Origin of the sequence: Janthinobacterium sp. PSPC3-1 (assembly GCF_049896105.1) — a bacterium.
Lineage (GTDB): Bacteria > Pseudomonadota > Gammaproteobacteria > Burkholderiales > Burkholderiaceae_D > Janthinobacterium.
The window spans coordinates 70,740-93,408 of the sequence record NZ_JAFCTQ010000022.1; the positions used below are offsets into that span (position 1 = coordinate 70,740).

The 22,669-nt window shown below is 61.8% G+C and carries 16 protein-coding genes; 8 read left to right on the forward strand and 8 right to left on the reverse strand.

Features of this window, described 5'->3' with window-relative positions:
* Window positions 1–138 precede the first annotated feature (138 nt).
* The 3 genes from ACP7B7_RS20880 (at window position 139) to ACP7B7_RS20890 (ending at window position 5,739) form a co-directional block, all read left to right on the forward strand.
* On the forward strand, window positions 139–987 hold the full coding sequence (locus tag ACP7B7_RS20880) for a hypothetical protein (protein WP_426077948.1): 849 nt from the start codon (window positions 139–141) through the stop codon (window positions 985–987).
* A gap of 245 nt (window positions 988–1,232) precedes the next feature.
* Window positions 1,233–2,147 carry an ABC transporter ATP-binding protein gene (locus ACP7B7_RS20885; RefSeq protein ID WP_426077949.1) on the forward strand — a complete coding sequence of 305 codons (915 nt, stop codon included), beginning with the start codon at window positions 1,233–1,235 and terminating at the stop codon, window positions 2,145–2,147.
* Between the two features lie 10 nt (window positions 2,148–2,157).
* A complete protein-coding gene (locus tag ACP7B7_RS20890) occupies window positions 2,158–5,739 on the forward strand; it encodes a M1 family aminopeptidase (protein WP_426077950.1) in 3,582 nt (1,193 codons plus the stop codon).
* 68 nt (window positions 5,740–5,807) lie between these two features.
* Here ACP7B7_RS20890 and ACP7B7_RS20895 read toward each other — a convergent pair whose 3' ends face one another.
* Window positions 5,808–6,587, reverse strand: a complete 780-nt coding sequence (locus ACP7B7_RS20895) for an acetoin reductase (RefSeq protein WP_308923009.1) — start codon at window positions 6,585–6,587, stop codon at window positions 5,808–5,810.
* 144 nt (window positions 6,588–6,731) lie between these two features.
* A complete protein-coding gene (locus ACP7B7_RS20900) occupies window positions 6,732–7,826 on the reverse strand; it encodes a hypothetical protein (protein ID WP_308923010.1) in 1,095 nt (364 codons plus the stop codon).
* A gap of 142 nt (window positions 7,827–7,968) precedes the next feature.
* Here ACP7B7_RS20900 and ACP7B7_RS20905 point away from each other — a divergent pair, with 142 nt between their 5' ends.
* Window positions 7,969–8,508 (forward strand): hypothetical protein, encoded by a 540-nt coding sequence (locus ACP7B7_RS20905; protein ID WP_426077951.1) that lies wholly within the window; start codon window positions 7,969–7,971, stop codon window positions 8,506–8,508.
* A gap of 8 nt (window positions 8,509–8,516) precedes the next feature.
* Here the strand turns inward: ACP7B7_RS20905 and ACP7B7_RS20910 are convergent, their stop codons facing one another.
* Entirely contained in the window at window positions 8,517–9,308 is a 792-nt protein-coding gene (locus ACP7B7_RS20910; RefSeq protein WP_426077952.1) for a hypothetical protein, read from the reverse strand.
* A 222-nt stretch (window positions 9,309–9,530) separates the two neighbouring features.
* The gene (gene ssb / locus ACP7B7_RS20915) at window positions 9,531–10,043 is read right to left on the reverse strand and encodes a single-stranded DNA-binding protein (protein ID WP_426077953.1); all 513 of its coding nucleotides are present in this window, start codon (window positions 10,041–10,043) and stop codon (window positions 9,531–9,533) included.
* A gap of 379 nt (window positions 10,044–10,422) precedes the next feature.
* Here ssb and uvrA point away from each other — a divergent pair, with 379 nt between their 5' ends.
* On the forward strand, window positions 10,423–13,272 hold the full coding sequence (gene uvrA, locus ACP7B7_RS20920; protein WP_308923013.1) for an excinuclease ABC subunit UvrA: 2,850 nt from the start codon (window positions 10,423–10,425) through the stop codon (window positions 13,270–13,272).
* 139 nt (window positions 13,273–13,411) lie between these two features.
* On the opposite strand, the gene ACP7B7_RS20925 is transcribed toward uvrA, so the two are convergent.
* A complete protein-coding gene (locus ACP7B7_RS20925; protein ID WP_308923014.1) occupies window positions 13,412–15,283 on the reverse strand; it encodes a phosphoenolpyruvate carboxykinase (GTP) in 1,872 nt (623 codons plus the stop codon).
* Window positions 15,284–15,588: 305 nt separating this feature from the next.
* Here ACP7B7_RS20925 and ACP7B7_RS20930 point away from each other — a divergent pair, with 305 nt between their 5' ends.
* Window positions 15,589–16,614 carry a D-2-hydroxyacid dehydrogenase family protein gene (locus ACP7B7_RS20930; RefSeq protein ID WP_308923015.1) on the forward strand — a complete coding sequence of 342 codons (1,026 nt, stop codon included), beginning with the start codon at window positions 15,589–15,591 and terminating at the stop codon, window positions 16,612–16,614.
* Here the strand turns inward: ACP7B7_RS20930 and ACP7B7_RS20935 are convergent.
* Window positions 16,592–17,365, reverse strand: coding sequence for an L-asparaginase (locus tag ACP7B7_RS20935; RefSeq protein WP_308923016.1), 774 nt, complete (start codon window positions 17,363–17,365; stop codon window positions 16,592–16,594). The two genes, ACP7B7_RS20930 and ACP7B7_RS20935, sit on opposite strands and share 23 nt — an antisense overlap.
* Before the next feature lie 150 nt (window positions 17,366–17,515).
* On the opposite strand from ACP7B7_RS20935, the gene ACP7B7_RS20940 reads away from it, so the two are divergent.
* Window positions 17,516–18,001, forward strand: a complete 486-nt coding sequence (locus ACP7B7_RS20940) for an asparaginase domain-containing protein (protein WP_308923017.1) — start codon at window positions 17,516–17,518, stop codon at window positions 17,999–18,001.
* A 69-nt stretch (window positions 18,002–18,070) separates the two neighbouring features.
* Here ACP7B7_RS20940 and ACP7B7_RS20945 read toward each other — a convergent pair whose 3' ends face one another.
* Both ACP7B7_RS20945 and dinB read right to left on the reverse strand, forming a co-directional pair.
* Complete coding sequence (locus ACP7B7_RS20945; RefSeq protein ID WP_308923018.1) at window positions 18,071–18,967, reverse strand: recombination-associated protein RdgC; 897 nt, start codon at window positions 18,965–18,967, stop codon at window positions 18,071–18,073.
* 117 nt (window positions 18,968–19,084) lie between these two features.
* Window positions 19,085–20,326, reverse strand: coding sequence for a DNA polymerase IV (gene dinB, locus ACP7B7_RS20950; protein WP_426077954.1), 1,242 nt, complete (start codon window positions 20,324–20,326; stop codon window positions 19,085–19,087).
* Window positions 20,327–20,444: 118 nt separating this feature from the next.
* Between dinB and ACP7B7_RS20955 the strand changes: the two genes are divergently transcribed.
* Window positions 20,445–22,598 (forward strand): S9 family peptidase, encoded by a 2,154-nt coding sequence (locus tag ACP7B7_RS20955; RefSeq protein WP_426077955.1) that lies wholly within the window; start codon window positions 20,445–20,447, stop codon window positions 22,596–22,598.
* The last annotated feature ends 71 nt before the right edge of the window (window positions 22,599–22,669 follow it).

Below are 22,669 nucleotides of genomic sequence, written 5' to 3' on the forward strand. Positions count from 1 at the left end.
CGGTTCTGCTCGGTAGGATAATTCTGACGTAAAGCTGAGTCGTGCGGCTACATGGGCAATATGGCGCAATTGATACTATTTCCGCATTGCACTGCCGCGCCATCGCTGCGGCGGTATTCCATGACCTGAGGAGATTCCATGTTTGCCACGTTCGCCCCTGCCCGTTTGTCGCCGCCACGTTTGCGCCATCTTGCCATGCGCAGCGCCATGTTGCTGGGGATCGTGGGCGTTGCCGCCACCGGCACGGCGGCGCATGCCGAGCCGTCCGTGGCGCTCGACCGCGCCAGCATTTCCGTGGGCGCATTTTACGCCGATCCGCGCATCGATATCGGCGCCGATACGCAGTTCGGCCGCCTCGATGCGCCGGATTCCAACCCGAAACACACCACGATTCCACGCGTCAAGGCGGACCTGCTGATCGGCGACCGCCATGGCCTGTCGTTCGACTACTACCGCTACGACAAGAACTATACGCCTACCCTGTCCGGCCAGACCATCATCAACGGCCAGCCCGTCACCGGCACCGCCACGGCCGACGCCGACCTGCAGCTGGACCTGGCCAAGCTGGCCTACAAATGGTGGCTGGGCGAGAACAAGGATACCTTCGGCATCGGCCTGGGCGCGGCCTACTACAGCGCCAAGCTGGACGGCACGGCAACCGGCCTGGTCAATGGCGTAAGCGCCACCGCGCGCGACTCCGTCAGCGAACACGCATTCGCGCCGCTGATCGAAGTGGCCTGGCGCCATGCCTTCACGCCGGACCTGCGCATGTACATGGAAGCGTCCGGCATCAAGAAAAACGGCGGCACCATCAACGGCCATATCTATGGCGGCAATATCGGCGTGGAATGGTTTCCGTTCAAAAATGTCGGTTTCGTGGCCGACTACGGCATCTCGAAAATCGCCCTGCGCCGCGACAGCACCCGCGACGCCGACCTGAATATCCGCCTGACGGGCCCATCGGCCTACGTCAAGATGCGCTTCTGATTCGCCACCCTTCCTTCAACGTCCCCGCCGCGTGCGGGGACGTTGTCGTTTACGCCCTCGTCATTCATCCCTTCCTGCCGCATTCCAGCCCGGTATTCTGGCTCTTGGTCGCAAAAATATTATTTACTTTCTAATTGTCGATAGAGTATTGTCTTTAAGTAACATCCGCTATCGCGGAAGACCAGACAGACCGGCCGACACGAATCGGCCGGCACTTTTACCGTCAAGCCCAGGAGAGTGCCGTAATGCTATCGATCAAACAACTGAACAAAACCTATTCCAATGGCGTCAGGGCCATTCACGATGTCAGCCTCGATATTCCGAACGGCATGTTCGGCCTGCTGGGTCCGAATGGCGCCGGCAAATCGTCGCTGATGCGCACGATTGCGACCTTGCAAGACCCCGACAGCGGCAGCATCACTTTCAATGGTGTCGATGTGCTGAAAGACAAGGAAGGCCTGCGCCGCCAGCTCGGCTATTTGCCGCAGGACTTTGGCGTCTACCCGAAGGTCAGCGCGGAAACCCTGCTCAATCACTTTGCGGTACTGAAAGGCCTGACCGAAAAAGGCCCGCGCAAGGAAGCGGTGGAAGCGCTGCTGCAGCAGACCAATCTGTGGGAAGCTCGCAAGCGCAAGCTCGGCACCTATTCCGGTGGCATGCGCCAGCGCTTCGGCATCGCCCAGGCGCTGCTGGGGGCGCCGCGCCTGGTGATCGTCGATGAGCCGACGGCCGGCCTGGACCCGGACGAACGCAACCGTTTCCTGAACCTGCTGGCGAAAATTGGCGAGCAGGTGGTGGTGATCCTGTCGACCCATATCGTGGCCGACGTGACCGACCTGTGCCCGCGCATGGCGATGATCGTCAAGGGGCAGGTACTGGTGCAGGGCGAGCCGCAGGCGGCGATCGATACCTTGAACAACAAGGTATGGCGCCGCACCGTGTCCGCCGACGAGCTGGCGCAGTACCAGCAGAGCCTGAACGTGCTGTCGACGCGCCTGGTCGGTGGCCGCCCGCAGATCAATGTCTTTGCCGACAGCCAGCCCGACAGCGGCTTCGTGCAGATCGCGCCGGACCTGGAAGACGTGTACTTCCTGCATGTGCGCAACGCCGGCCGCCATGCCGCCGCGCCTGCCGCCGCCTCTGCCACCACCGTGGCTTGAGGAGCGCGCCATGTGGAAGGAATTTTTCAAGTTTGACCTCGGCTACCAGCTGAAACAACCGCTGCTGTGGGTATTTGCCGCCATCCTGGCCCTGATGGCCTTTGGCGTGACGACCAGCGATTCGGTGCAGATGGGTGGCGCGATCGGTAACGTCAACCGCAATGCGCCCACCGTGGTGGCGCAGCTACTGGGCATGTTTACCCTGCTGTCGATGTTTCTCATTACTGTTTTTATCGCCGGCGCCGTGCTGCGCGACAGCGAAGTCGGCATGGCCGACATGCTGTTCGCCACGCCGATGCGCAAATGGGATTATCTGTTCGGCCGCTTTGCCGCCGGTTTTGTCGCCTGCCTGGTGATTTTTGTCTGCATCGCGCTCGGTACCATGATCGGCCCGCTGATGCCGTGGGTCGACCCGCAACGCGTGGGGCCGTTTTCACTGCACACCTATGGCTGGACCTTTGCCGTGCTGGTGATCCCCAACCTGCTGTTCGTCGGCGCGCTGCTGATGCTGCTGGCCGCCACCACGCGCTCGATGCTGCTGGTGTATGTGGGCGTGCTGGCGTTTTTCGTGCTGCGCACCATCGCCAGCGTGTTTACGCGCGACATCAACAACGAATGGCTGGCCGTGCTGATCGACCCGTTCGGCGTGACCGCCTTTGGCCGCATGACGCGCTATTTCACCTCGTCCGAAGCGAATACCAGCCTGCCGCCGTTTGAACATTTCCTGCTGGCCAACCGCCTGCTGTGGCTGGCCATTACCACTGCCCTGTTTGCCGCCACCGTAATCCTGTTCAAGCCGCAGCGCACCGGCACCGGCAAGCGCCTGTTCGGCAAGCACAAGACGCAAGCGGCAGCCCCTGCGGTGGCAGCGCCGCTGCAATTGCCGCGCATTACGCCGGCGTTTGGTGCCGCCACCGCCTGGCGCCAGTGGTGGCAGATCCTGCGCTTCGACGCCGCCGGCGTGTTCAAGAGCGTGCCCTTCCTGGTGATGCTGCTGTTCGGCGTGATCAACCTGGTGGCCGGCGCCACCATGAGCTCCAAGATGTACGGCACCGCCGTCTATCCGATGACCTATTTGATGCTGCAGCAGATCAGCCAAAGCTTCAGCTTCATGCTGATCATTATCGTCACCTTCTACGCAGGCGAACTGATCTTCAAGGAGCGGCAAGTGAAGATCGCCGATGTCAGCGACGCCATGCCGGTGGCTGACTGGACGCCGCTGCTGGCCAAGTGCACGGCCCTGGTCGGCGTGGTGGCTGGCTATATGCTGGTCGGCGTGATCACTACCATCATCTTCCAGCTGGTCAAGGGTGGTGCGCCGGTGGAGCTGGGCCTGTATCTGCAAGGCAGCTTGCTGGGTAGCTTCTTCTTCGTGCTGATGGGCTTGTGCGCCATCGTGCTGCAAGTGCTGTCGAACAACAAGTTCATCGGTTACCTGGCGGTGATCCTGCTGATGGTGTCGCAGGCCGTGCTGGGCATGCTGCACTTCGAGCATAACCTGTACAACTTCGGCGCCACGCCCGACATCAAGTATTCCGACATGAACGGCTATGGCCATTTCCTGGCGGGCTGGCGCTGGTATGCGCTGTACTGGAGCCTGTTTACCGTGGCCCTGGTGATGCTGGCGCAGGCGTTCTGGGTGCGCGGCCTGTCGACCGGCTGGCGTTCCCGCGTCAGCCTGGCTGGCCGGCGCCTGAAAAGCGGTACCGGCGCGGCGCTGGCCGCGGTCGTGCTGTGCTGGCTGGGCACCGGCGGCTGGATCTTCTACAACACCAATGTGCTCAACACCTATGCAACGGCGGATGTAAACATGGACAAGGCGGCGCGCTACGAAAAACTGTACCGCCAGTACAAGGACTTGCCGCAGCTGAAGATCACCGAGGTGCAGGCCAATGTCGATATCTATCCGGAACAGCGCAAGGTGCTGATCAAGGGTCATTACCTGTTGCAGAACAAGACCGCGCAAGCGATCGACACCCTGCGCATCCAGCTCGATCCCGAACTGGAGACCACCTGGCTGAACTTGCCCGCGCACAGCACGCAACTGGACGACAAGGACCTCGGTTTCCGCATCCTGAAGCTGGCCACGCCGCTGGCGCCGGGCGCGCAACTGCCGCTCGACTTCACGGTGGCCGTCACGCATGAAGGTTTTACCAACAGCGGCGCGCCGGACCAGGTCAACCTGAACGGTACCTTCTTCAACAACATGGCCTTCTTTCCGCACTTCGGCTACCAGCAGGAGATGGAACTGAAAGACCGCAACGAGCGCCGCAAGCGCGGCCTGGGCGAACCGCAGCGCATGGCCAAGCTGGAAGACAAGTCGGCCTACGGCAACACCGTGTTTGGCAGCGAAGCGGACTGGATCAGCTTTGACACCACCGTCTCCACCAGCGGCGACCAAACGGCGCTGGCGCCCGGCTACCTGCAAAAAAGCTGGGAAAAGGATGGCCGCCGCTACTACCACTACAAGATGGACCAGCCGATGATGCCCTTCTTTGCCTACCTGTCGGCGCGCTGGGACGTGAAAAAAGGCGATTGGCACGGCGTGCCGATCGAAGTGTATGTCGACAAGAAACACGGCTACAACACCGAGCGCATGATCACCTCGGTACAGAAGTCGCTCGACTATTACACCGCCGAGTTCACGCCCTACCAGCACAAGCAGGTGCGCATCCTGGAATTCCCCGGCTACGCCAGCTTTGCCCAGTCGTTCGCGAACACGATTCCGTACTCGGAAGGCATCGGCTTTATCGCCGACCTGCGCAACAAGGACGATATCGACTACGTGTATTACGTCACGGCCCATGAAATGGCCCACCAGTGGTGGGGCCACCAGGTGATCGGCGCCAATGTGCAGGGCGCGTCGATGCTGATGGAGTCGCTGGCGCAATACTCGGCGCTGATGGTGATGGAAAAGGAATACGGCCGCGACAAGCTGCGCCGCTTCCTGCGCTATGAGCTGGACCGTTATCTGAGCGGACGCGGCGGCGAATTGATCGAGGAACTGCCTTTGGCGCGCGTGGAAAACCAGCAATATATCCACTACCGCAAGGGCAGCCTGATCTTCTATCGCCTGCGCGACGAGATCGGCGAAGCGGCCGTCAACCGCGCACTGAAACGCTTCCTGCAGGACAAGGGCTACCAGCAAGCGCCATTTACCACCACCGCCGAACTGCTGACGTACATCCGTGCCGAAGCGCCGGCAGACAAACAGGCCCTGATCACCGACCTGTTCGAGAAAATCGTCTTCTACGACAACCGCGTGACCGCAGCGACCGCCGTCAAGCGGCCCGATGGCCAGTGGGATGTCACCATGAAGCTGCACCTGGCCAAGCTCGAATCGGACGGCAAGGGCAAGGAAAGCCCGCGCGTGTATGACGAGCCGGTGGAAATCGCCATCTTTGCGCGCGCGCCGGGCGCCAAGGAAAAAGATGAAACCGTGCTGTTCACGGACAAGCGCGTCTTGAGTGGAAAAGACCCGGTGGTGACCATCACGGTCAAGGAAAAACCGTTCGAGGTCGGTGTCGATCCATATAACAAGATGATCGACCGCGTGTCGAGCGATAACCGCAAGGAGGTCAGTTTCAATTAAGCTGACAGCCATATGAAACAGGCCGCGCAATCGATGATTGCGCGGCCTGTTTTTTTAACGGCGGGAGATCAGCGGTAAACCATGCCGCCATCGATCAGCGGCGCCTGCCCCGTCATGTAGTCCGAATCGGGTCCGGCCAGGAACGACACCAGCCCCGCCACATCGTCCGGCGTTTCGGCGCGCCCCAGCGCGATGCCGTCGACAAATTTCTTGTAGGTCGCGCCCAGCTCGGCGCCCGTCACCTCGGCCATGCGCTTGTCGATCTCGACCCACATGTCGGTGCCGACGACGCCAGGGCAATAGGCATTGACGGTAATGCCGTCCGAGGCGAGTTCCCTGGCCGCCGACTGCGTCAGCGCGCGCACCGCGAACTTGGTGGCGCAATACACGCCCAGCAAGGCAAAGCCGTCATGGCCGGCGATCGAGCAGGCATTGATGATCTTGCCCTTCTGCCCGCGCTGCTTGAAGGTTTTTGCGGCCGCCTGGATGCCCCACAAGGTGCCTTGCACATTGATGCGCATGATGCGGTCGACTTCTTCCGGCGTCACGTCCAGCAGCGGCGCCACCTGGGCGATGCCGGCATTGTTGACCATGATATCGAAGCCGCCCAGTTCCTTTTCGGCAAACGCCACCGCTGCCGTGACCTGATCCAGCTGCGACACATCGGCGATATAAGTGAAGACGCGGCGCCCCAGCGCACGCACTTCCGCCGCAGCCGCATCGAGTTTTTCCTGGTTCAGGTCGACCAGCGCGATATCGGCGCCATCCTTGGCCAGCCTTAAGGCGATTGCCTTGCCGATGCCTTGCGCGGCGCCCGTGACCAATGCGACTTTTCCTGTGATGCTCATGTGTTTTCCTTTCAAAATCAGCGGTCCTGCAACAGGCAGGTTCGCTTCCACTCCCATCAAAAACCTTTTTGACGGGGAAGGGAAGAGCGCACGGGACAGGAATGTGGCAAACGGCGAGGCAGGTCAAGTAAAGGCAAATTGCCGCTACTCTTTTACATACACGGCATAGATGGCGAACGGCAAACCAAGCACCACGGATAGCCAGGGCCAGGCGGCAACAATGTGGGCAAAGGCCAGCAGCAGCAGGCACACCACCGCCAGCACCACCACGAACACGATGCGGCGCAGCCATTTGCCGCCGGTTGTCGTCACCGGGTCGGCATAGGTTGGCGCTTGCTCCTCCTTCCGTGTCTTGACACGCTTGCTGCGCGCCGGACGTGCCGAAGCGGGCGGAAGTGGCAAGGGCATGCCGTCATGACTGGACGCTCTCTGGCGGCATTCATTGGCGCAGCGCAGCTCCACTTCGCTGATCCAGCCATCGAGACGACGGCCCCAGTCGTCGATTTGCGCGATGCCTGCCTCGTCGAATCCCTGGTAGTAGCTGTTTTCGTTCTTGGGATGGGTATCGTTGGCAAACCTTGCCCGCTCGCTATACAAGGTGGCCAGCACGGCATGCGCCAGGGAAGAAATGCTGCCGCTGGGGAACAGCGGAAATCTCGCCCACGACGCGGGCGGCTCCCGCGGCAGGAAGATGGGGCCGGCCGGCGCCAGGCTCGATGGAATATTGGTCTCGAGATTGGTGGCGATGCTGTCCGCCAGCGCCTTCCAGTGGGTCTCTGGCACGTTCAGTTGCCCGGCCCGCTCTTCGACGCACCAGTAGCTGTCGATCTCGCCGCCCCAATGTGTCGCGTCGGGAAAGATGGGGATGCCCGGCTCGTCCGGCAGCAAGGGATGCGTCAGCCACGCGGGCCGCTCTTCGCCGACGGCCCAGATCTGGTACCGATCAGGAAAATGCACCACCACCGCATGCTCGCCACTGCGCACAAGCTGCGGCGGCGCGATGCCGAATTCGCTCAGCAGGTGCAGCGACAGCCTCGCCGCGCCCGACTGCTTCAGGATGCCCAGCCACCACGTGAAATCATCGGCCAGCAGGGCATGGTCAGCCAGTTGCCGGAACTGCAGGCGGGCGCCGAAAAAGATGCCGTGCCGGTACCAGTCGTCCAGCGCCAGCTTGTCGCGCAGGAATTGCGTGCCGTAGCTGACCAAGGCGATCTGGCGGTGGATCGATGCGGATTGCAAGCCGGGCTCCTGTCATGGTGGAAACAGACAGCTTACCACCGGGCTTGTTTCCTTCGCGCATAGCAGGCTGTGCCGCGCCACACCGGCAATATCTGCGGCAGGCTTGTAGAATCGCCAGTATCTCCGCCGCCAGGGTTCCCCCATGACTGCCACCGCCGCCCCGAAGACACTGCATATCGCCAGGAAGCTGATGTCCCTGCTGGGCAAGATCCAGATCACCGACGACGCCGGCAACGTCCTGTACGAAAGCCGCGCCCGCTGGGGCTGGCTGAGCCAGCCGTGGAGCATCACGCAAGACGGACGCGAAGTGGCCGCCGTCACGCGCAAGCTGTGGTCATTCACGCCGATCTGGAACGTCAGCACCAACGAAGAAAACTTCATCTTGCGCGGCAAGCTGTGGAGCTGGCGCCGGCAGATCACCGTCGTCGGTGGCCGCTTCGACGGCGCCATGCTGCGCGGCAGCCTGCTCGACATGGATTTCGAACTGGCCCGGCATGGCCAGGTGATCGCCAGGGCGCAAGCCAAGGTCATGACCTTGCGCACGCGGCACAGCATCGACTTGCTGGACACGACGCCGCAGGCGGAACTGTTGACGGCGATATTGATGACGAATCTGCTGGCGCAAAAGCGCGAGGACAACAACATGGCGGCGGCGGAGCCAACGCCGCCGCATTTGCAATAGTGCTGGGGCTAGTACACGTCCAGCTGGATGACCTGCACCGCTGGCGCGCTCAATTTCTGTTTCATCTTGCCGAACCAGCCTTGGCTGGCCTGGCGCTCGTACACGGCCGGCAACGCCGTCAGTTCCTCGACCAGCCGCCCCTCGCTGCGCAGGCCGTCAAACACCATGCAACGCCAGTTGGGCTGCAGGAACTGGCGGCTCAGCAGCTCCAGGGCCGCCGCATGCTCGCCACGACCACCACTGAGCCAGCCCATCAGCATGGGCTTGACGCCGGTGATGCTGACCAGCGACAGGTGCAGGCTGATAATGTCCGCCTGGCTGGCGCAATACGCGCGCGCCTGCGCCGCAAAGCGCTCGACGGCCTGTGCCATCTGCCCCACTTCTTCCGCCGTCACCGGCACGCCATCGCCGCCCAGCCCTCCGGCATCGCGCAGCGCCATCAGGCCGTCGTGCGACATGGGCAGCACCTGGCCGGCATCGGCAAGCGTGACATCGAGCCGGTTCGACTCGGCAAACAGGATCAGGAAGCGGAACGGCACGGCGATGCAGTGGCCATTGCCTTGCGCCTCATTCGCCTCGGCTTCATTGAGGTAAGCCGGCAGGAGTGGCAGCGCGTCGCCGGTCCCGGCGGCCAGGTGCAGCGAGGTGGCCGTCTGCCCATTCGGCACGGGTACCTGCTCGCCGGGCACCCAGACCGGCATCGACCAGACCTCGTCGCGGAAGCGGGGCAGCGCCGAGGTGCTGCGGCCGGGAGCGGCGTTCAGAAGCTGGGAAATGATGTCGAACGAGGGATGTGCCATGCGGGGTGCCTTGTCTGATAGGGAGCGTTATTGCCGGATGCCTGGGCCGGGAGTTCGTAACAATACCATTTGACAACTTTCAGCGTTACGCAACGGTGTGGCGCTGACAAGCGGGGTTCGATGTCTTCGCCCGGGTCGCAAATCAACGTGCATAAAGCGATAAAAAAAAAGCCCGCTTTCCATGCAGAAAGCGGGCCTTGTTCTGAAACTACTTTTCCGGTCTTAGAACGGAATATCGTCATCCATATCCGAGAAGTTCGGTGCTGGCTTCGGTGCCGGGCGTGGTGCTGGCGCCGGGGCTGGACGCGGGGCTGGTGCCTGGCGTGGGGCCGGGGCGTCGTAGCCGCCGCTGTTGCCGCCGTAGCTGTCGTCGCCACCACCGGCGTCGCCGCCCATGCCGGAACGGCCGCCCAGCATTTGCATGTTTTCAGCGATGATGTCGGTTGCGTACTTCTCGACGCCGTCCTTGTCCGTGTATTTACGGGTTTGCAGGCGGCCTTCGACGTAGACCGAGGAACCTTTTTTCAGGTACTGGCCGACGATTTCAGCCAGGCGGCCGAAGAACGAGATGCGATGCCATTCGGTCAACTCTTTTTGTTCGCCCGTGTTGCGGTCCTTCGATTTGTACGAAGTGGCCACGGCGATGTTGGCGATCGCGTCGCCGCTAGGCATGTAGCGGATTTCCGGGTCGCGGCCCAGATTGCCGACGATAATGACTTTGTTGACTGATGCCATGAATAACTCCTGTTGAACTGCTGCGGGAGTGCCGCGCGTTAGATTTTTTACTAAACGACGATTATAAGCGACTCACCGGCACAAGGCGACTTGTATTGAGGCGCGTGCGTCGTGCCATGCAGCGATGTGGCACGGTCCCGTTTTTTTCAGCAGCGGTGAAAACAAGAAACTTGAATACTGGTATTATATACAGTGTTCAAACGTCTGTACGCATCTGCATCAACCTTTGTCCGCGCACGCCGGCCAGGCGGCAAAATCCGCTTGCCACGGCCTCAGGCGTGCGCAACAAAACCCGGCTATAGTAACAAGTTGACCCGCTGCATGCCCGTTTCGGGGCGGTACGGGTCCACCGCACCCCACTGAAAGCAAGGCTAATCACATGGAACAGATCCGCATTCGCGGTGCTCGCACGCATAACCTCAAGAATATCAATCTCGATTTGCCGCGCAATAAGCTGATCGTGATTACCGGCCTGTCCGGCTCCGGCAAGTCTTCGCTGGCGTTCGATACCCTGTACGCGGAAGGACAGCGGCGCTATGTCGAATCGCTGTCGGCGTATGCGCGCCAGTTCCTGCAACTGATGGAAAAACCCGATGTCGACCTGATCGAGGGCCTGTCGCCGGCGATTTCCATCGAACAGAAAGCCACTTCGCACAACCCGCGCTCGACGGTGGGCACGGTGACGGAAATCCACGATTACCTGCGCCTGCTGTATGCGCGCGTCGGCACGCCGTATTGCATCAACCATCCGGAACACGCGCTGGCCGCGCAGACCGTGTCGCAAATGGTCGACGCCGTGCTGGCCATGCCGGAAGACACCAAGCTGATGATCCTCGCGCCGGTGGTGGCCAACCGCAAGGGCGAACACGTCGACCTGTTCGAACAGATGCAGGCACAGGGCTTCGTGCGTTTTCGCGTGCAGAGCGGCACGCACGACGCGAAGATCTATGAAGTCGACGACCTGCCGAAACTGAAGAAAACCGAAAAGCATACGATCGACGTGGTGATCGACCGGGTCAAGGTCAACCAGGACATCAAGCAGCGCCTGGCGGAAAGTTTCGAGACGGCGCTGCGCCTGGCCGATGGCCGCGCCGTGGCCTACGAAATGGATACCGCACAGGAACAGGTATTTTCGAACAAGTTCGCCTGCAACGAGTGCGGCTATTCGCTGCAGGAACTGGAACCGCGTCTGTTCTCGTTCAACAATCCGATGGGCGCCTGCCCGGAATGCGACGGTCTCGGTCATATTGAATTCTTTGACCCGAAACGCATCGTCGCGTTCCCGAATCTGTCGCTGGCCTCGGGCGCTGTCAAGGGCTGGGACCGCCGCAACCAGTTTTACTTCCAGATGCTGTCGAACCTGGCCGACTTCTACGAGTTCGACCTCGACATGCCGTTCGAACAGCTGGAACTGAACGCCCAGCAAGCCGTGCTGTACGGCTCGGGCAAGCAGGTGATTCCCTTCAGCTATGTGAACGAGCGCGGCCGTACCGTGGTCAAGGAACACATGTTTGAAGGCGTGGTCAACAATCTGCAGCGCCGCTACCGTGAAACCGATTCGATGGCGGTCAAGGAAGAGCTGGCCAAGTTCATCAATGAAAAATGCTGCCCGTCCTGCGACGGCGCGCGCCTGCGCGTGGAAGCGCGCCATGTGAAAGTCGGCACCGGCAAGCAGCAGCGCGCGATCTATGAAGTGGCGGAAAAGCCGCTGCGCGACACGCTCGATTTCTTTGAAAAACTGAAACTGACGGGCGCCAAGAAAGAGATCGCCGACCGGGTCGTGAAAGAGATCATTTCGCGCCTGAAATTCCTCAACAATGTGGGCCTCGACTACCTGTCGCTGGACCGCAGCGCCGATACCCTATCGGGCGGCGAGGCGCAACGGATACGCCTGGCGTCGCAGATCGGTTCAGGCCTGACGGGCGTGATGTATGTGCTCGATGAACCGTCGATCGGCCTGCACCAGCGCGACAACGACCGCCTGATCGAAACGCTGAAACACTTGCGCGATATCGGCAACAGCGTGCTGGTGGTCGAGCACGACGAGGACGCGATCCGCACCGCCGACTATATCGTCGACATGGGCGTGGGCGCCGGCGTGCACGGCGGCGAGATCATCGCCGAAGGCACCTTGAAGGACATCCTGAAAAACAAGAAGTCGCTGACGGCGCAATACCTGAACGGCAAGCTGAAAATCGCCGTACCGAAGAAGCGCCATGTGAGCAATCCGGAAAAGCAGCTCGTCATTACCGGCGCGACCGGCAACAACCTGAAAAAAGTGTCGTTGAGCCTGCCGGTGGGCCTGATGACCTGCGTGACGGGCGTGTCCGGTTCGGGCAAGTCCTCGCTGGTGAACGACACCTTGTACCCGGCCCTGTCGCGCCACTTGTACGGCTCGCAGACGGAACCGGCGCCGCACGATTCGATCAGCGGCCTGGAGCATTTCGACAAGGTGATTTCCGTCGACCAGGCACCGATCGGCCGCACCCCGCGTTCGAACCCGGCCACCTATACCGGCTTGTTTACGCCGATCCGCGACCTGTTCTCAACCGTGCCGACGGCCAAGGAACGCGGTTACAGCGCGGGCCGCTTCTCGTTCAACGTCAAGGGCGGACGCTGCGAAGCGTGCCAGGGCGATGGCGTGATCAAGGTCGAGATGCACTTTTTGCCGGACGTATATGTGCCATGCGACGTGTGCCACGGCAAGCGCTACAACCGCGAAACGCTGGAAGTGCAATACAAGGGCAAGAACATCACCGAGGTGCTGGGCATGACGGTGGAGGAAGCGCATGAATTCTTCAAGCCGGTGCCGCTGATCGCGCGCAAGCTGCAGACCTTGCTCGACGTGGGCCTCGGCTACATCAAGCTGGGGCAGAGCGCTACCACCCTCTCGGGCGGCGAGGCGCAGCGCGTGAAACTGTCGCTGGAACTGTCGAAGCGCGACACCGGTCGCACCCTGTATATCCTGGACGAGCCGACCACCGGCCTGCACTTCCACGATATCGACCTGCTGATGAAAGTGATCCACCGCCTGCGCGACCAGGGCAACACCCTGGTGATCATCGAGCACAACCTGGACGTGATCAAGACGGCCGACTGGATCGTCGACCTGGGTCCCGAAGGCGGCGCCGGCGGCGGGCAGATCATCGCCACCGGCACGCCGGAAGAAGTGGCCCTCAATCCGGCCAGCGTGACGGGCAAATACCTGGGACCGCTGCTGAAGCAATAAACAGTCGGCTCCATAAAAAACGGCGCGTATTGCTCATGCAATCCGCGCCGTTTCCCTTTTCAGCACGCCAGTCATTGCCGGCGTGTCTTTGTATCACACACCGGTCTTTGCCAGCGTGCGTCTCCCCCTGCTAAAACTCTTACCCTGCCAGGCGCTGCTCGAGCGCCGCCTTGTTGTCGGCCAAGGCCTGCGGCAGATGATACGCCAGCTTTTCAAACAATTCCGTATGCAATTTCAATTCTTCCACCCACGCCGCCTTGTCGATCGAGGTGATGGTGTCGAATTGTTCTTGCGTGAACGGCAGGCCGTCCCAGTTCAGGTCGCCGTATTCGGGCGTGGTGCCGAACAGGTTTTCCACGCCGCCCGTCTTGCCGTCGATGCGTTCCAGCATCCATTTCAGCACGCGCATATTGTCGCCAAAACCGGGCCAGACGAATTTGCCTGCTTCGTCGGTACGGAACCAGTTGACGCAATAGATCTTCGGCAGCGCGGCCGGGTTGACCTTGCCCACTTTCACGCCCATGTCCAGCCAGTGCTGGAAATAGTCGCTCATGTTATAGCCGATAAATGGCAACATGGCAAATGGATCGCGTCGCACCACGCCCATCTGGCCCACGGCGGCGGCCGTGGTTTCGGAACCCATGGTGGCGGCCATGTAGACGCCTTCGACCCAGTTGCGCGCTTCGGTCACTAAAGGCACGGTGGTCGAGCGGCGCCCGCCAAAGATGAAGGCCGAGATCGGCACGCCGGCCGGGTCGTCCCAGGCGGCGTCGATCACCGGGTTTTGCGTCGCGGCAACGGTGAAGCGGGCGTTCGGATGGGCGGCCTTGGTACCGGATTGCGGCGTCCAGTCCTTGCCCTGCCAGTCGATCAGATGGCTCGGCGCTTCTTTCGTCAAGCCTTCCCACCAGACGTCGCCGTCGTCGGTCAGCGCGACGTTGGTGAAGATGGTGTTTTCACGCATCGAGGCCATGCAGTTGAAATTGGTTTTTTCATTGGTGCCGGGCGCCACGCCAAAATAGCCCGCTTCCGGGTTGATGGCGTACAGGCGGCCATCGGCGCCGGGCTTGATCCAGGCGATATCGTCGCCGATGGTGGTCACTTTCCAGCCCTGGAAGCTGGCCGGTGGAATCAGCATGGCGAAGTTGGTCTTGCCGCAGGCCGATGGGAAGGCCGCCGCCACATAGTGCTTCTTGCCTTCCGGTGACTCGACACCGAGGATCAGCATGTGTTCGGCCAGCCAGCCTGGTGCGTCTGCGGATGCTTGCGCTTCCTGGTAGCCCATGTTCGAGGCGATGCGCAGGGCGAAGCACTTCTTGCCCAGCAAGGCATTGCCGCCGTAGCCGGAACCGTAGGACCAGATTTCGCGCGTTTCCGGGAAATGCACGATGTATTTGGTGCTGTTGCATGGCCATTTCACATCGGCCTGGCCGGCGGCCAGGGGCGCGCCCACGCTGTGCACGCATGGCACGAACTCGCCATCGGTGCCCAGCACGTCGTAGACGGCACGACCCATGCGGGTCATGATTTTCATGTTGACGGCAACATACGGTGAATCGGACAGTTCCACGCCGATATGGGCGATCGGCGAACCGAGCGGGCCCATCGAAAACGGCACCACATACATGGTGCGGCCCTGCATGCAACCGTCGAACAGGCCGCTCAGGGTGTGGCGCATCTCGCCCGGTTCGGTCCAGTTATTGGTCGGACCGGCCGCTTCTTTCGTTGCCGAGCAGATATAGGTACGGTCTTCGACACGGGCCACGTCGCTCGGGTCGGAACAGGCCAGGTAGGAATTCGGGCGCTTGTCGGCGTTCAGTTTTTTCATGGTGCCGCTGGCCACCATCTCGGCACACAGGCGCTCGTACTCTTCCTGCGAGCCGTCGCACCAGTAGATACGATCGGGTTTGGTCAGCGCGGCAATCTCCGCCACCCAGTTGATCAGTTTCTGTTGTTTAATATAAGCTGGAACGTTGAGTGTGGCAACGCCACCCATGACGGGCTGATTCATATTACCTCCAATACCAATTAAGAAATTCTGGTGGTTCCGGCAGACAGCCCTGCCGCGGCGCGCTCACGCTGGCAGTCTGGCTGGTCGTGCCGGCCGCGGCGCATGGCGCCGGCGGCGGTGTTTGCGCCTGGTGGACGCGCGGTGCATGCACCAGGATGTAGCAAAGTGTCGGCGATTGTACACCCGTCAAACCGCTATTCTCGCAAAAATGTAGGAGAATAGTCCGACTAATGTAGTAGGCTATTCGGCATTACCCGTATCCTGTTATTTCCCTACCAAATTCACATTAAAATCGGTCAACCTCCATGAAAATTGCCATACTCGATGATTATCAGGATGCCGTGCGCGGCCTCGATTGTTTCAAATTAACGGCAGGACACGACGTCAAAGTGTTCAGCAACACGGCGCGCGGCCTGGGCCAGCTGGCGATCCGCCTGGCGCCGTTCGACGCCCTGGTATTGATACGCGAGCGCAGCAGTTTCAACCGCGCCCTGCTGGCCAAGCTGCCCAATTTGAAACTGTTGTCGCAAACGGGCAAGGTCAGCGGCCATGTGGATGTGGCCGCCGCTACCGAGCTGGGCATCGCGATTGCCGAAGGCGTCGGCTCACCCACGGCGCCGGCCGAACTGACCTGGGCCTTGATCATGGCGGCCCAGCGCAAGATCGTGCCGTACGCGCAGAACCTGAAAGAGGGCTTGTGGCAGATGGCCTCGCTGGAACCGGCGCAGAACACCCTGGGCACGGCGCTCAAGGGCCGCACCCTCGGTATCTGGGGCTACGGCAAGATCGGCCAGCTGGTGGCCGGCTATGGCCGCGCGTTCGGCATGCGGGTGCTGATATGGGGCAGCGAAGCGAGCCGCACGGCGGCGGTGGCAGCCGGCGACACGGCGGCCGAGTCGCGCGAGGACTTTTTTGCGCAGGCCGATGTGCTCAGCCTGCACCTGCGCCTGTCCGACAAGACGCGTGGCATCGTCACGGCGCAGGACCTGGCGCGCATGAAGCCGACGGCCCTGTTCGTCAATACCAGCCGCGCCGAACTGGTGGCCGATGGTGCCCTGGAAGCGGCCCTGCCGCAAGGGCGCCCGGGCGCGGCCGCGCTCGACGTGTTTACGGACGAACCGTTGCCGCCCACATCACCGCTGTTGCAGCTGCCCAATGTGCTGGCCACGCCGCACCTGGGCTACGTGGAGCGTGACGGCTATGAGCTGTATTTCAGCTATGCCCTGCAAAACATCGTCGACTTCGAACGCGGGCAATGCACGCGCCTGCTCAATCCCGAGGTGCTGGCGCATGCGCGCCAGCTGGCGTTCAGGAGCGCTGGAAACCCTTGAGCAGGTCCGGCTCGCCCGTGATGCTGACGGGCGGCAACGGCAGCACATGCGGGCGCGACCACAGGCCGGTCCAGCCCGGTGGCCAGGCCAGCACGGGACCGGCGTAAGCCGGCAAGCCGGCGCGCACGGCAATCACCGGCACCGGCGGCATCTCGGGCAGGGGGGCGCCCGGTTCGCGCGGCATGTCCAGGCTGTACATATAGTTGGGCAGCAAGGCGTCGCAGACCTGCGCGAACCAGGCCGCATGGTCTTCATCGCGGCCCAGCGCCTGGGCCAGGCCTTGCGGATCGAAGCGCGCCAGCGCGTCGACCAGCTCGGCGGTGGTGGCGCCCGGGGTATCGCCCCAGCCCATCACGGGATTGACGTTGTAGTCGGCACCCGAGCCATACCAGCCTTCGCGCCAGGGCCGCTGCATCCAGTCGCGCGGCCCGGTAAACAAATGCCAGCGCCAGTGCAGGCCCGACGGTTTCGGCCAGGAATACAGATACAGCTTTTGATATCCGGCGCGGTGCAATTCGCGCACCATGGCCATCAGGCGCGCATGCGGCATGCGGTCCGGCGGCGCGCGGCGAAAGCGGATCGCTTCGCCATCGGCAAATTCGACGTCATCGGTGGACAGGTTCAGGTCCAGGGTGCGCGCTTCGCTGCCGAAACGCGCGGCGATCCAGCCGGTCAGCAAGTTGACGGACGTGATCACGCCATAACCGCGATGGCGGTGAAAAATGACGGTGCCGGGAGCAAGCGCTTTCATGGGGAATCATCAAGCCGGAGCGGGAGCAAAGAAGCAAGTGTACCCACAGATGGCCGAATTTTCCAGATGCGGGTCAACAAGCTTACTCGCCCAGGCATCGCCATTCACGCTATCATGCGCGTCATTCTCCACTGACATCGTGACCACATCATGACCTTGCGCATCCTCGCCACCGGCGGCACTTTCGACAAGCATTACAATGAATTGAACGGCACCCTGGGTTTTTCCGACAGTCATTTGCCGGCCGCCATCGCGCGCGCGCGCATGACGGCGCCGGTGGCGCTGGAGCAACTGCCGCTGCTCGACTCGCTCGACATGCAGGATGCCGACCGCCAGCGCGTGCTGGCCTCGTGCCGCGCGGCGCATGAAAAAGCCATCGTCATCATCCACGGCACCGACACCATGCGCGAAACGGCACAGGTGCTGGGCGCGGCGCAGTTGCAGCAGACCATTATCCTGACGGGCGCCATGATTCCGTATGAAATCGCCAACTCCGACGCCCTGTTCAACCTGGGCTTTGCCTGCGGCGTGGCGCAGGCTCTGCCGGCCGGCGTCTACGTGGCGATGAACGGACAGATCTTTGCCTGGGACAATGTGCAGAAGAACCGCGCCGCCGGCGTGTTCCAGCCCTTGTAAGCGCTGTCTCATCCAGCACAAAAAAAGGAGCCGCGGCTCCTTTTTTTACGCTAACGGTAACGGCAACGCTTACGCCGTCGCTTCGCCGCCCAGTGCTTCGACCACGTCGGCCATCAGTTTGCTCAGCTCGCCCGTCATCAGCATCATGTCGCCGTCGAAACGTTCTTCGTCGTTCTTGGTGCTCGATTCGGTTTCCTTGATCACGTCGAGCGGCTTGATGCTTTTGATCGCCAGCGATTCCGTCAGCACGAACGAGATCTTGTCGTTCCACGTCATGGCCAGGCGCGTGCACTGCTTGCCGGCCGCGATATGGCGGCGCACGTCGTCCGCTTCCAGGGTGTGGCGCACATAGCGCACGGTGGCCTTGCTCTCGCCGGTGGCGCGCAATTCCGTATCCATGTCGACCGTAAAGCCGGCCGGCGCATCGTCGGCCTGCAGCCATTCCGTCATCACCGCCACCGGCGAACGCTGCACGCGCAGGCTTTCCAGCGGCAATTTGTCGACGGCCTTGAGCAGCAATTTGATCACTTCGTCGGCTTTCGCCGGGCTGGCCGCATCGACCACCAGCCAGCCATTGACCGGGTCGATCCAGGTCCACACATTGCTGCGGATGCTGAAGGCGCGCGGCAGCAGTTCGTCGGCCACGCGCTCTTTCAGTTCCTTCATGGCTTTCTTGCCCGGGGCAAAGCCTTGCGCTTCTTCCATTTCAGCGGCGCGGGCCTTGGCGACCTGGTTGATGACGGTGGCCGGCAGCAGTTTCTTTTCCGTGCCCAGCAGGATCAGCATCTGTTTGTTGACCACGTGGACCAGGCCGCCGTTCGGGCGTGGCGTATCCCAGCCCTGGCGCATCAGGTCCATGCTGGTGGCCGGCGTAAATTTGTTCGAGGACAGTGCCTCTTCCAGCTGTTCTGGCGTGTAAGCCCACGGTGCGGGCAGGCGGTAAATCTGAAGATTCTTGAACCACATAGTTTTTGTCTTCCGGTTGTTTCGTTGGAGCTAATAGGATGCCATTCTACACTTTCGACCCGGCGCTGCGGTCAAACGAGAGTCCGGTGTTTTGCTGGTAATACAGGGGTGCCGGCGCTACAGGGCGGGGAACAGCTCGGCCTGGGCCGGCGTCTGCCGGGCTGCCTGGGACGGGTCGCACAGGGTGGAAATGCGCACCCCCAGCAGGCGGATTTTCTTTTCGAACGGCACCCGCCGCAGGCAGTCGCGGGTGGCGCGCAGGATCGCCGCCGCGTCCGCCGTGGCGCTGGGCAAGGTGATATCGCGCGTGACCGTACTGAAATCTTCGAAGCGCAATTTGATGCCCACCGTGCGCCCGACCAGCGCCTGCTTGTCGAGGTCGCCCGCCACCCGCGTGCACAGGCTTTCCAGTTTCTCCGACAGCACGGCGCGGTCGCGCACCACCTGCAGGTCGCGCTCGAACGTGGTTTCGCGGCTGACCGACTTGGTTTCGCGGCTGGTCTGCACCGGGCGGTCATCGATGCCCAGCGCCGCCTGGTGCAGCCAGCCCGTATACACATCGCCAAACTGGGTGCGCAGCGTGGCCAGATCAGCCTGCGCCAGTTCGCCGATGGTGACTATCCCCATCGCCTCGAGCTTGGCGGTGGCTTTCGGGCCGATGCCGTTGATCTTTTTGGCCGGCAAGGGCCACACGCGGCTTTCCAGATCCTGCGGATGCAAGATCGTCAGCCCGTCCGGCTTTTCCAGGTCGGAACAGATTTTTGCCAGCAATTTGTTCGGCGCGAGACCAATCGAGCACGACAGGCCGGTGGCCTCGGACACGGCCGCTTTCAGCCTGGCCGCAAACGCCGGCGCGTCTTCGCCATGTGCGGTCAGGTCGATATAGATTTCATCGATGCCGACGTTCTGGATCACCGGCGCCAGGTTCGCCACCGCCTGCTTGAAGCGGGCCGAATACTCGCGGTAGGCCTCGAAGTCGGCCGGCAGCAAGATGCTGTCGGGCGCCAGCTTGGCCGCCTTCATGATGCCCATCGCCGAAAACACGCCAAACGCGCGCGCCGCATAGGTCGAGGTGGTGACCACGCCGCGCCCCACGTAATCGCGCATGCGGGCGTACTGGCGCGTGCCGTCCGCCTGCAAGACCGGCTGCTGCAGGCGCCCGCCGCCGATGACGACGGCTTCGCCGCGCAGTTCCGGATATTTCAGCAGTTCCACGGAGGCGAAAAAGGCGTCCATATCCAGGTGCGCGATCCAGCGGCGCGCGGAGGATGTTTCAGAGAGTGGCGGAGCAGATGCGGTCAAGGACACCTCGCGGCGGTTGGGCCTGCCGCGGCACGATGGCGGCAAGATACTGTTCATGCATACAGTATTACCCGAAACGGCAATTCTGGCAAGTTGAAACGGGCCGGCAAGATCAGCGGTTGCATTTCTGAGTAGCAAGAATAGAATCTTGCCACAACACTACAAAGGAGTTGCCTTGTCTCGCCTATCACGCTATTCACACACCGTCCGCCTGGCCATGAGCCTGCCGGCCCTGCTGCTGTCCACCCTGGCGCCACTGGCGACGGCGGCCGACGCCGTTACTTCCCCACCTGTCGCCGCCAAATCTGCCTGGCAGGAAACCCGCCACGGCACTGTCGTGACCGACGACTACCGCTGGCTGCAAAAAAAGACCGATCCCGCCGTGATCGATTACCTGAATGCGGAAAACGCCTACACGGCCGCCGTGACGGCCCCGATACAGCCGTTGGCCGACAAGCTGTTCGGCGAGATCAAGGGCCGCATGCAGGAAGTGGATCTGTCCGTGCCTGTACGCATGGGCAATTTTTACTATTACACGCGCACCGAAGCGGGCAAGCAATATCCGATCAACTGCCGCCGCCCGCTTGGCACCAACGGCGCCTATGACGCGCAAGCGGCAGAGGAAATCCTGCTGGACCAGAACCAGCTGGCCGAAGGCCACACCTTCTTTTCGGTGCGCGCATTCGCCGTCAGCCCGAATGAACAGTTGCTGGCCTACACCACCGATACCACCGGCTTTCGCCAGTACGAGCTGCACATCAAGGATCTGAACACCGGCAAGCTGCTCAGTGACACCATGCCGCGCGTCACCTCGCTGGCCTGGGCGGCCAACAACGCCACGCTGATGCTGGTACAGGAAGACGCCACCACCAAGCGTTCGGACCGGCTGTTCCGCCTGGACCTGGGCGGCGCGCCGCAGCAGGTGTACCACGAGGCGATCGAGCAATTTTCCATCAGCATCAACCGCACGCAGGACAAGCAGTTTTTTGTTTTGCGCGCCGGCAGCACCGATACCAGCGACGTGCGCCTGCTGTCCACGGCCACGCCCGACGGCCAATTCCAGCTGGTATTGCCACGCGAAAAAGGCCACCGCTACAGCGTCGAGCACCGCGACGGCCAGTTGTATATTCTGACCAACAAGGACGCGAAAAACTTCCGCATCGTCAGCGCGCCGCTGAGCACCCCGCAGCCGAAGCACTGGCGTCCGCTGGTGCCGCACGACAAGGACGCCGTCATCAAGTCGCTCGATGTGTTCCAGGATTACCTAGTGGTGATGGAAAAGGCGCGCGCCCTGAACCGCGCCCGTATTTATGACTTCAAGAGCAAGCAGTGGAAGACCGTCAAATTCGACGACCCGGTCTACCTGGCCAACGCGGCCGGCACGCCGGAATTCAATGCGACCCACTATCGCATGTCGTACCAGTCGCCGATCACGCCGCCGACCGTCATCGACGTCAACATGAAGGACGGCCAGCGCACGGTGCTGAAACAGCAGGAAATCGTCGGCGGCTATGACGCCAGCCACTATGCCACCGAGCGTTTGTGGGTCAAGGCGCGCGACGGCGTGCAGGTGCCGCTGTGGATCGTCTACAAGAAGGGCGTCAAACGCGACGGCTCGGCGCCGCTGCTGCTGTATTCGTATGGCTCGTATGGCATCTCGACGGAAGCGAGCTTTGCCATCAGCCGCATCAGCCTGCTGGAGCGGGGCGTGATCTATGCCCAGGCGCATATCCGTGGCGGCACCGACATGGGCGAAGCCTGGCATGAAGACGGCATGCTGATGAAGAAGAAAAACACCTTCAATGACTTCATCGACAGCGCCGACTACCTGGTGCGCGAAAAATGGACCAGCCCGAACCGGCTGATCATCCAGGGCGGCAGCGCCGGCGGCCTGCTGATGGGCGCGGTCGTCAACCTGCGCCCCGAACTGTTCCACGCGGTGCACGCGGCCGTGCCGTTTGTCGACGTGATGAACACCATGATGGACGCCAGCCTGCCGCTCACCACCGGCGAATACCTGGAATGGGGCGACCCGAACCAGAAGGCGGCCTACGACTACATGCTCAGCTATTCGCCGTATGACAATCTCGCCCGCAAGGCTTATCCGGCGATGCTGGTGACCACCGGCCTCAACGACAGCCAGGTGATGTACTGGGAGCCGGCCAAGTATGTGGCCAAGCTGCGCGCCTATAAAACGGACAGCAACCCGCTGCTGCTGAAAACCAATATGGGCGCCGGCCATGGCGGCGCCTCGGGCCGCTATGACGCCATCAAGGAAAACGCCTTCAACATGGCCTGGATGCTGTCGCAATGGGAGATCAAGGAATAATTTGAAAAAAGCGCTTGCAACAGGATTTTTGCCATCCTATAATAGCGCCTCTTCCAGACGTGGTGACAAAC

Excerpts from the sequence above, each read along its gene's own strand:
- ACP7B7_RS20880 (WP_426077948.1), top strand. The coding sequence starts at position 139 with ATGTTTGCCACGTTCGCCCCTGCCCGTTTGTCGCCGCCACGTTTGCGC.
- ACP7B7_RS20885 (WP_426077949.1), top strand. The coding sequence starts at position 1,233 with ATGCTATCGATCAAACAACTGAACAAAACCTATTCCAATGGCGTCAGG.
- ACP7B7_RS20890 (WP_426077950.1), top strand. The coding sequence starts at position 2,158 with ATGTGGAAGGAATTTTTCAAGTTTGACCTCGGCTACCAGCTGAAACAA.
- ACP7B7_RS20895 (WP_308923009.1), bottom strand. The coding sequence starts at position 6,587 with ATGAGCATCACAGGAAAAGTCGCATTGGTCACGGGCGCCGCGCAAGGC.
- ACP7B7_RS20905 (WP_426077951.1), top strand. The coding sequence starts at position 7,969 with ATGACTGCCACCGCCGCCCCGAAGACACTGCATATCGCCAGGAAGCTG.
- ACP7B7_RS20910 (WP_426077952.1), bottom strand. The coding sequence starts at position 9,308 with ATGGCACATCCCTCGTTCGACATCATTTCCCAGCTTCTGAACGCCGCT.
- ssb (WP_426077953.1), bottom strand. The coding sequence starts at position 10,043 with ATGGCATCAGTCAACAAAGTCATTATCGTCGGCAATCTGGGCCGCGAC.
- uvrA (WP_308923013.1), top strand. The coding sequence starts at position 10,423 with ATGGAACAGATCCGCATTCGCGGTGCTCGCACGCATAACCTCAAGAAT.
- ACP7B7_RS20925 (WP_308923014.1), bottom strand. The coding sequence starts at position 15,283 with ATGAATCAGCCCGTCATGGGTGGCGTTGCCACACTCAACGTTCCAGCT.
- ACP7B7_RS20930 (WP_308923015.1), top strand. The coding sequence starts at position 15,589 with ATGAAAATTGCCATACTCGATGATTATCAGGATGCCGTGCGCGGCCTC.
- ACP7B7_RS20935 (WP_308923016.1), bottom strand. The coding sequence starts at position 17,365 with ATGAAAGCGCTTGCTCCCGGCACCGTCATTTTTCACCGCCATCGCGGT.
- ACP7B7_RS20940 (WP_308923017.1), top strand. The coding sequence starts at position 17,516 with ATGACCTTGCGCATCCTCGCCACCGGCGGCACTTTCGACAAGCATTAC.
- ACP7B7_RS20945 (WP_308923018.1), bottom strand. The coding sequence starts at position 18,967 with ATGTGGTTCAAGAATCTTCAGATTTACCGCCTGCCCGCACCGTGGGCT.
- dinB (WP_426077954.1), bottom strand. The coding sequence starts at position 20,326 with ATGAACAGTATCTTGCCGCCATCGTGCCGCGGCAGGCCCAACCGCCGC.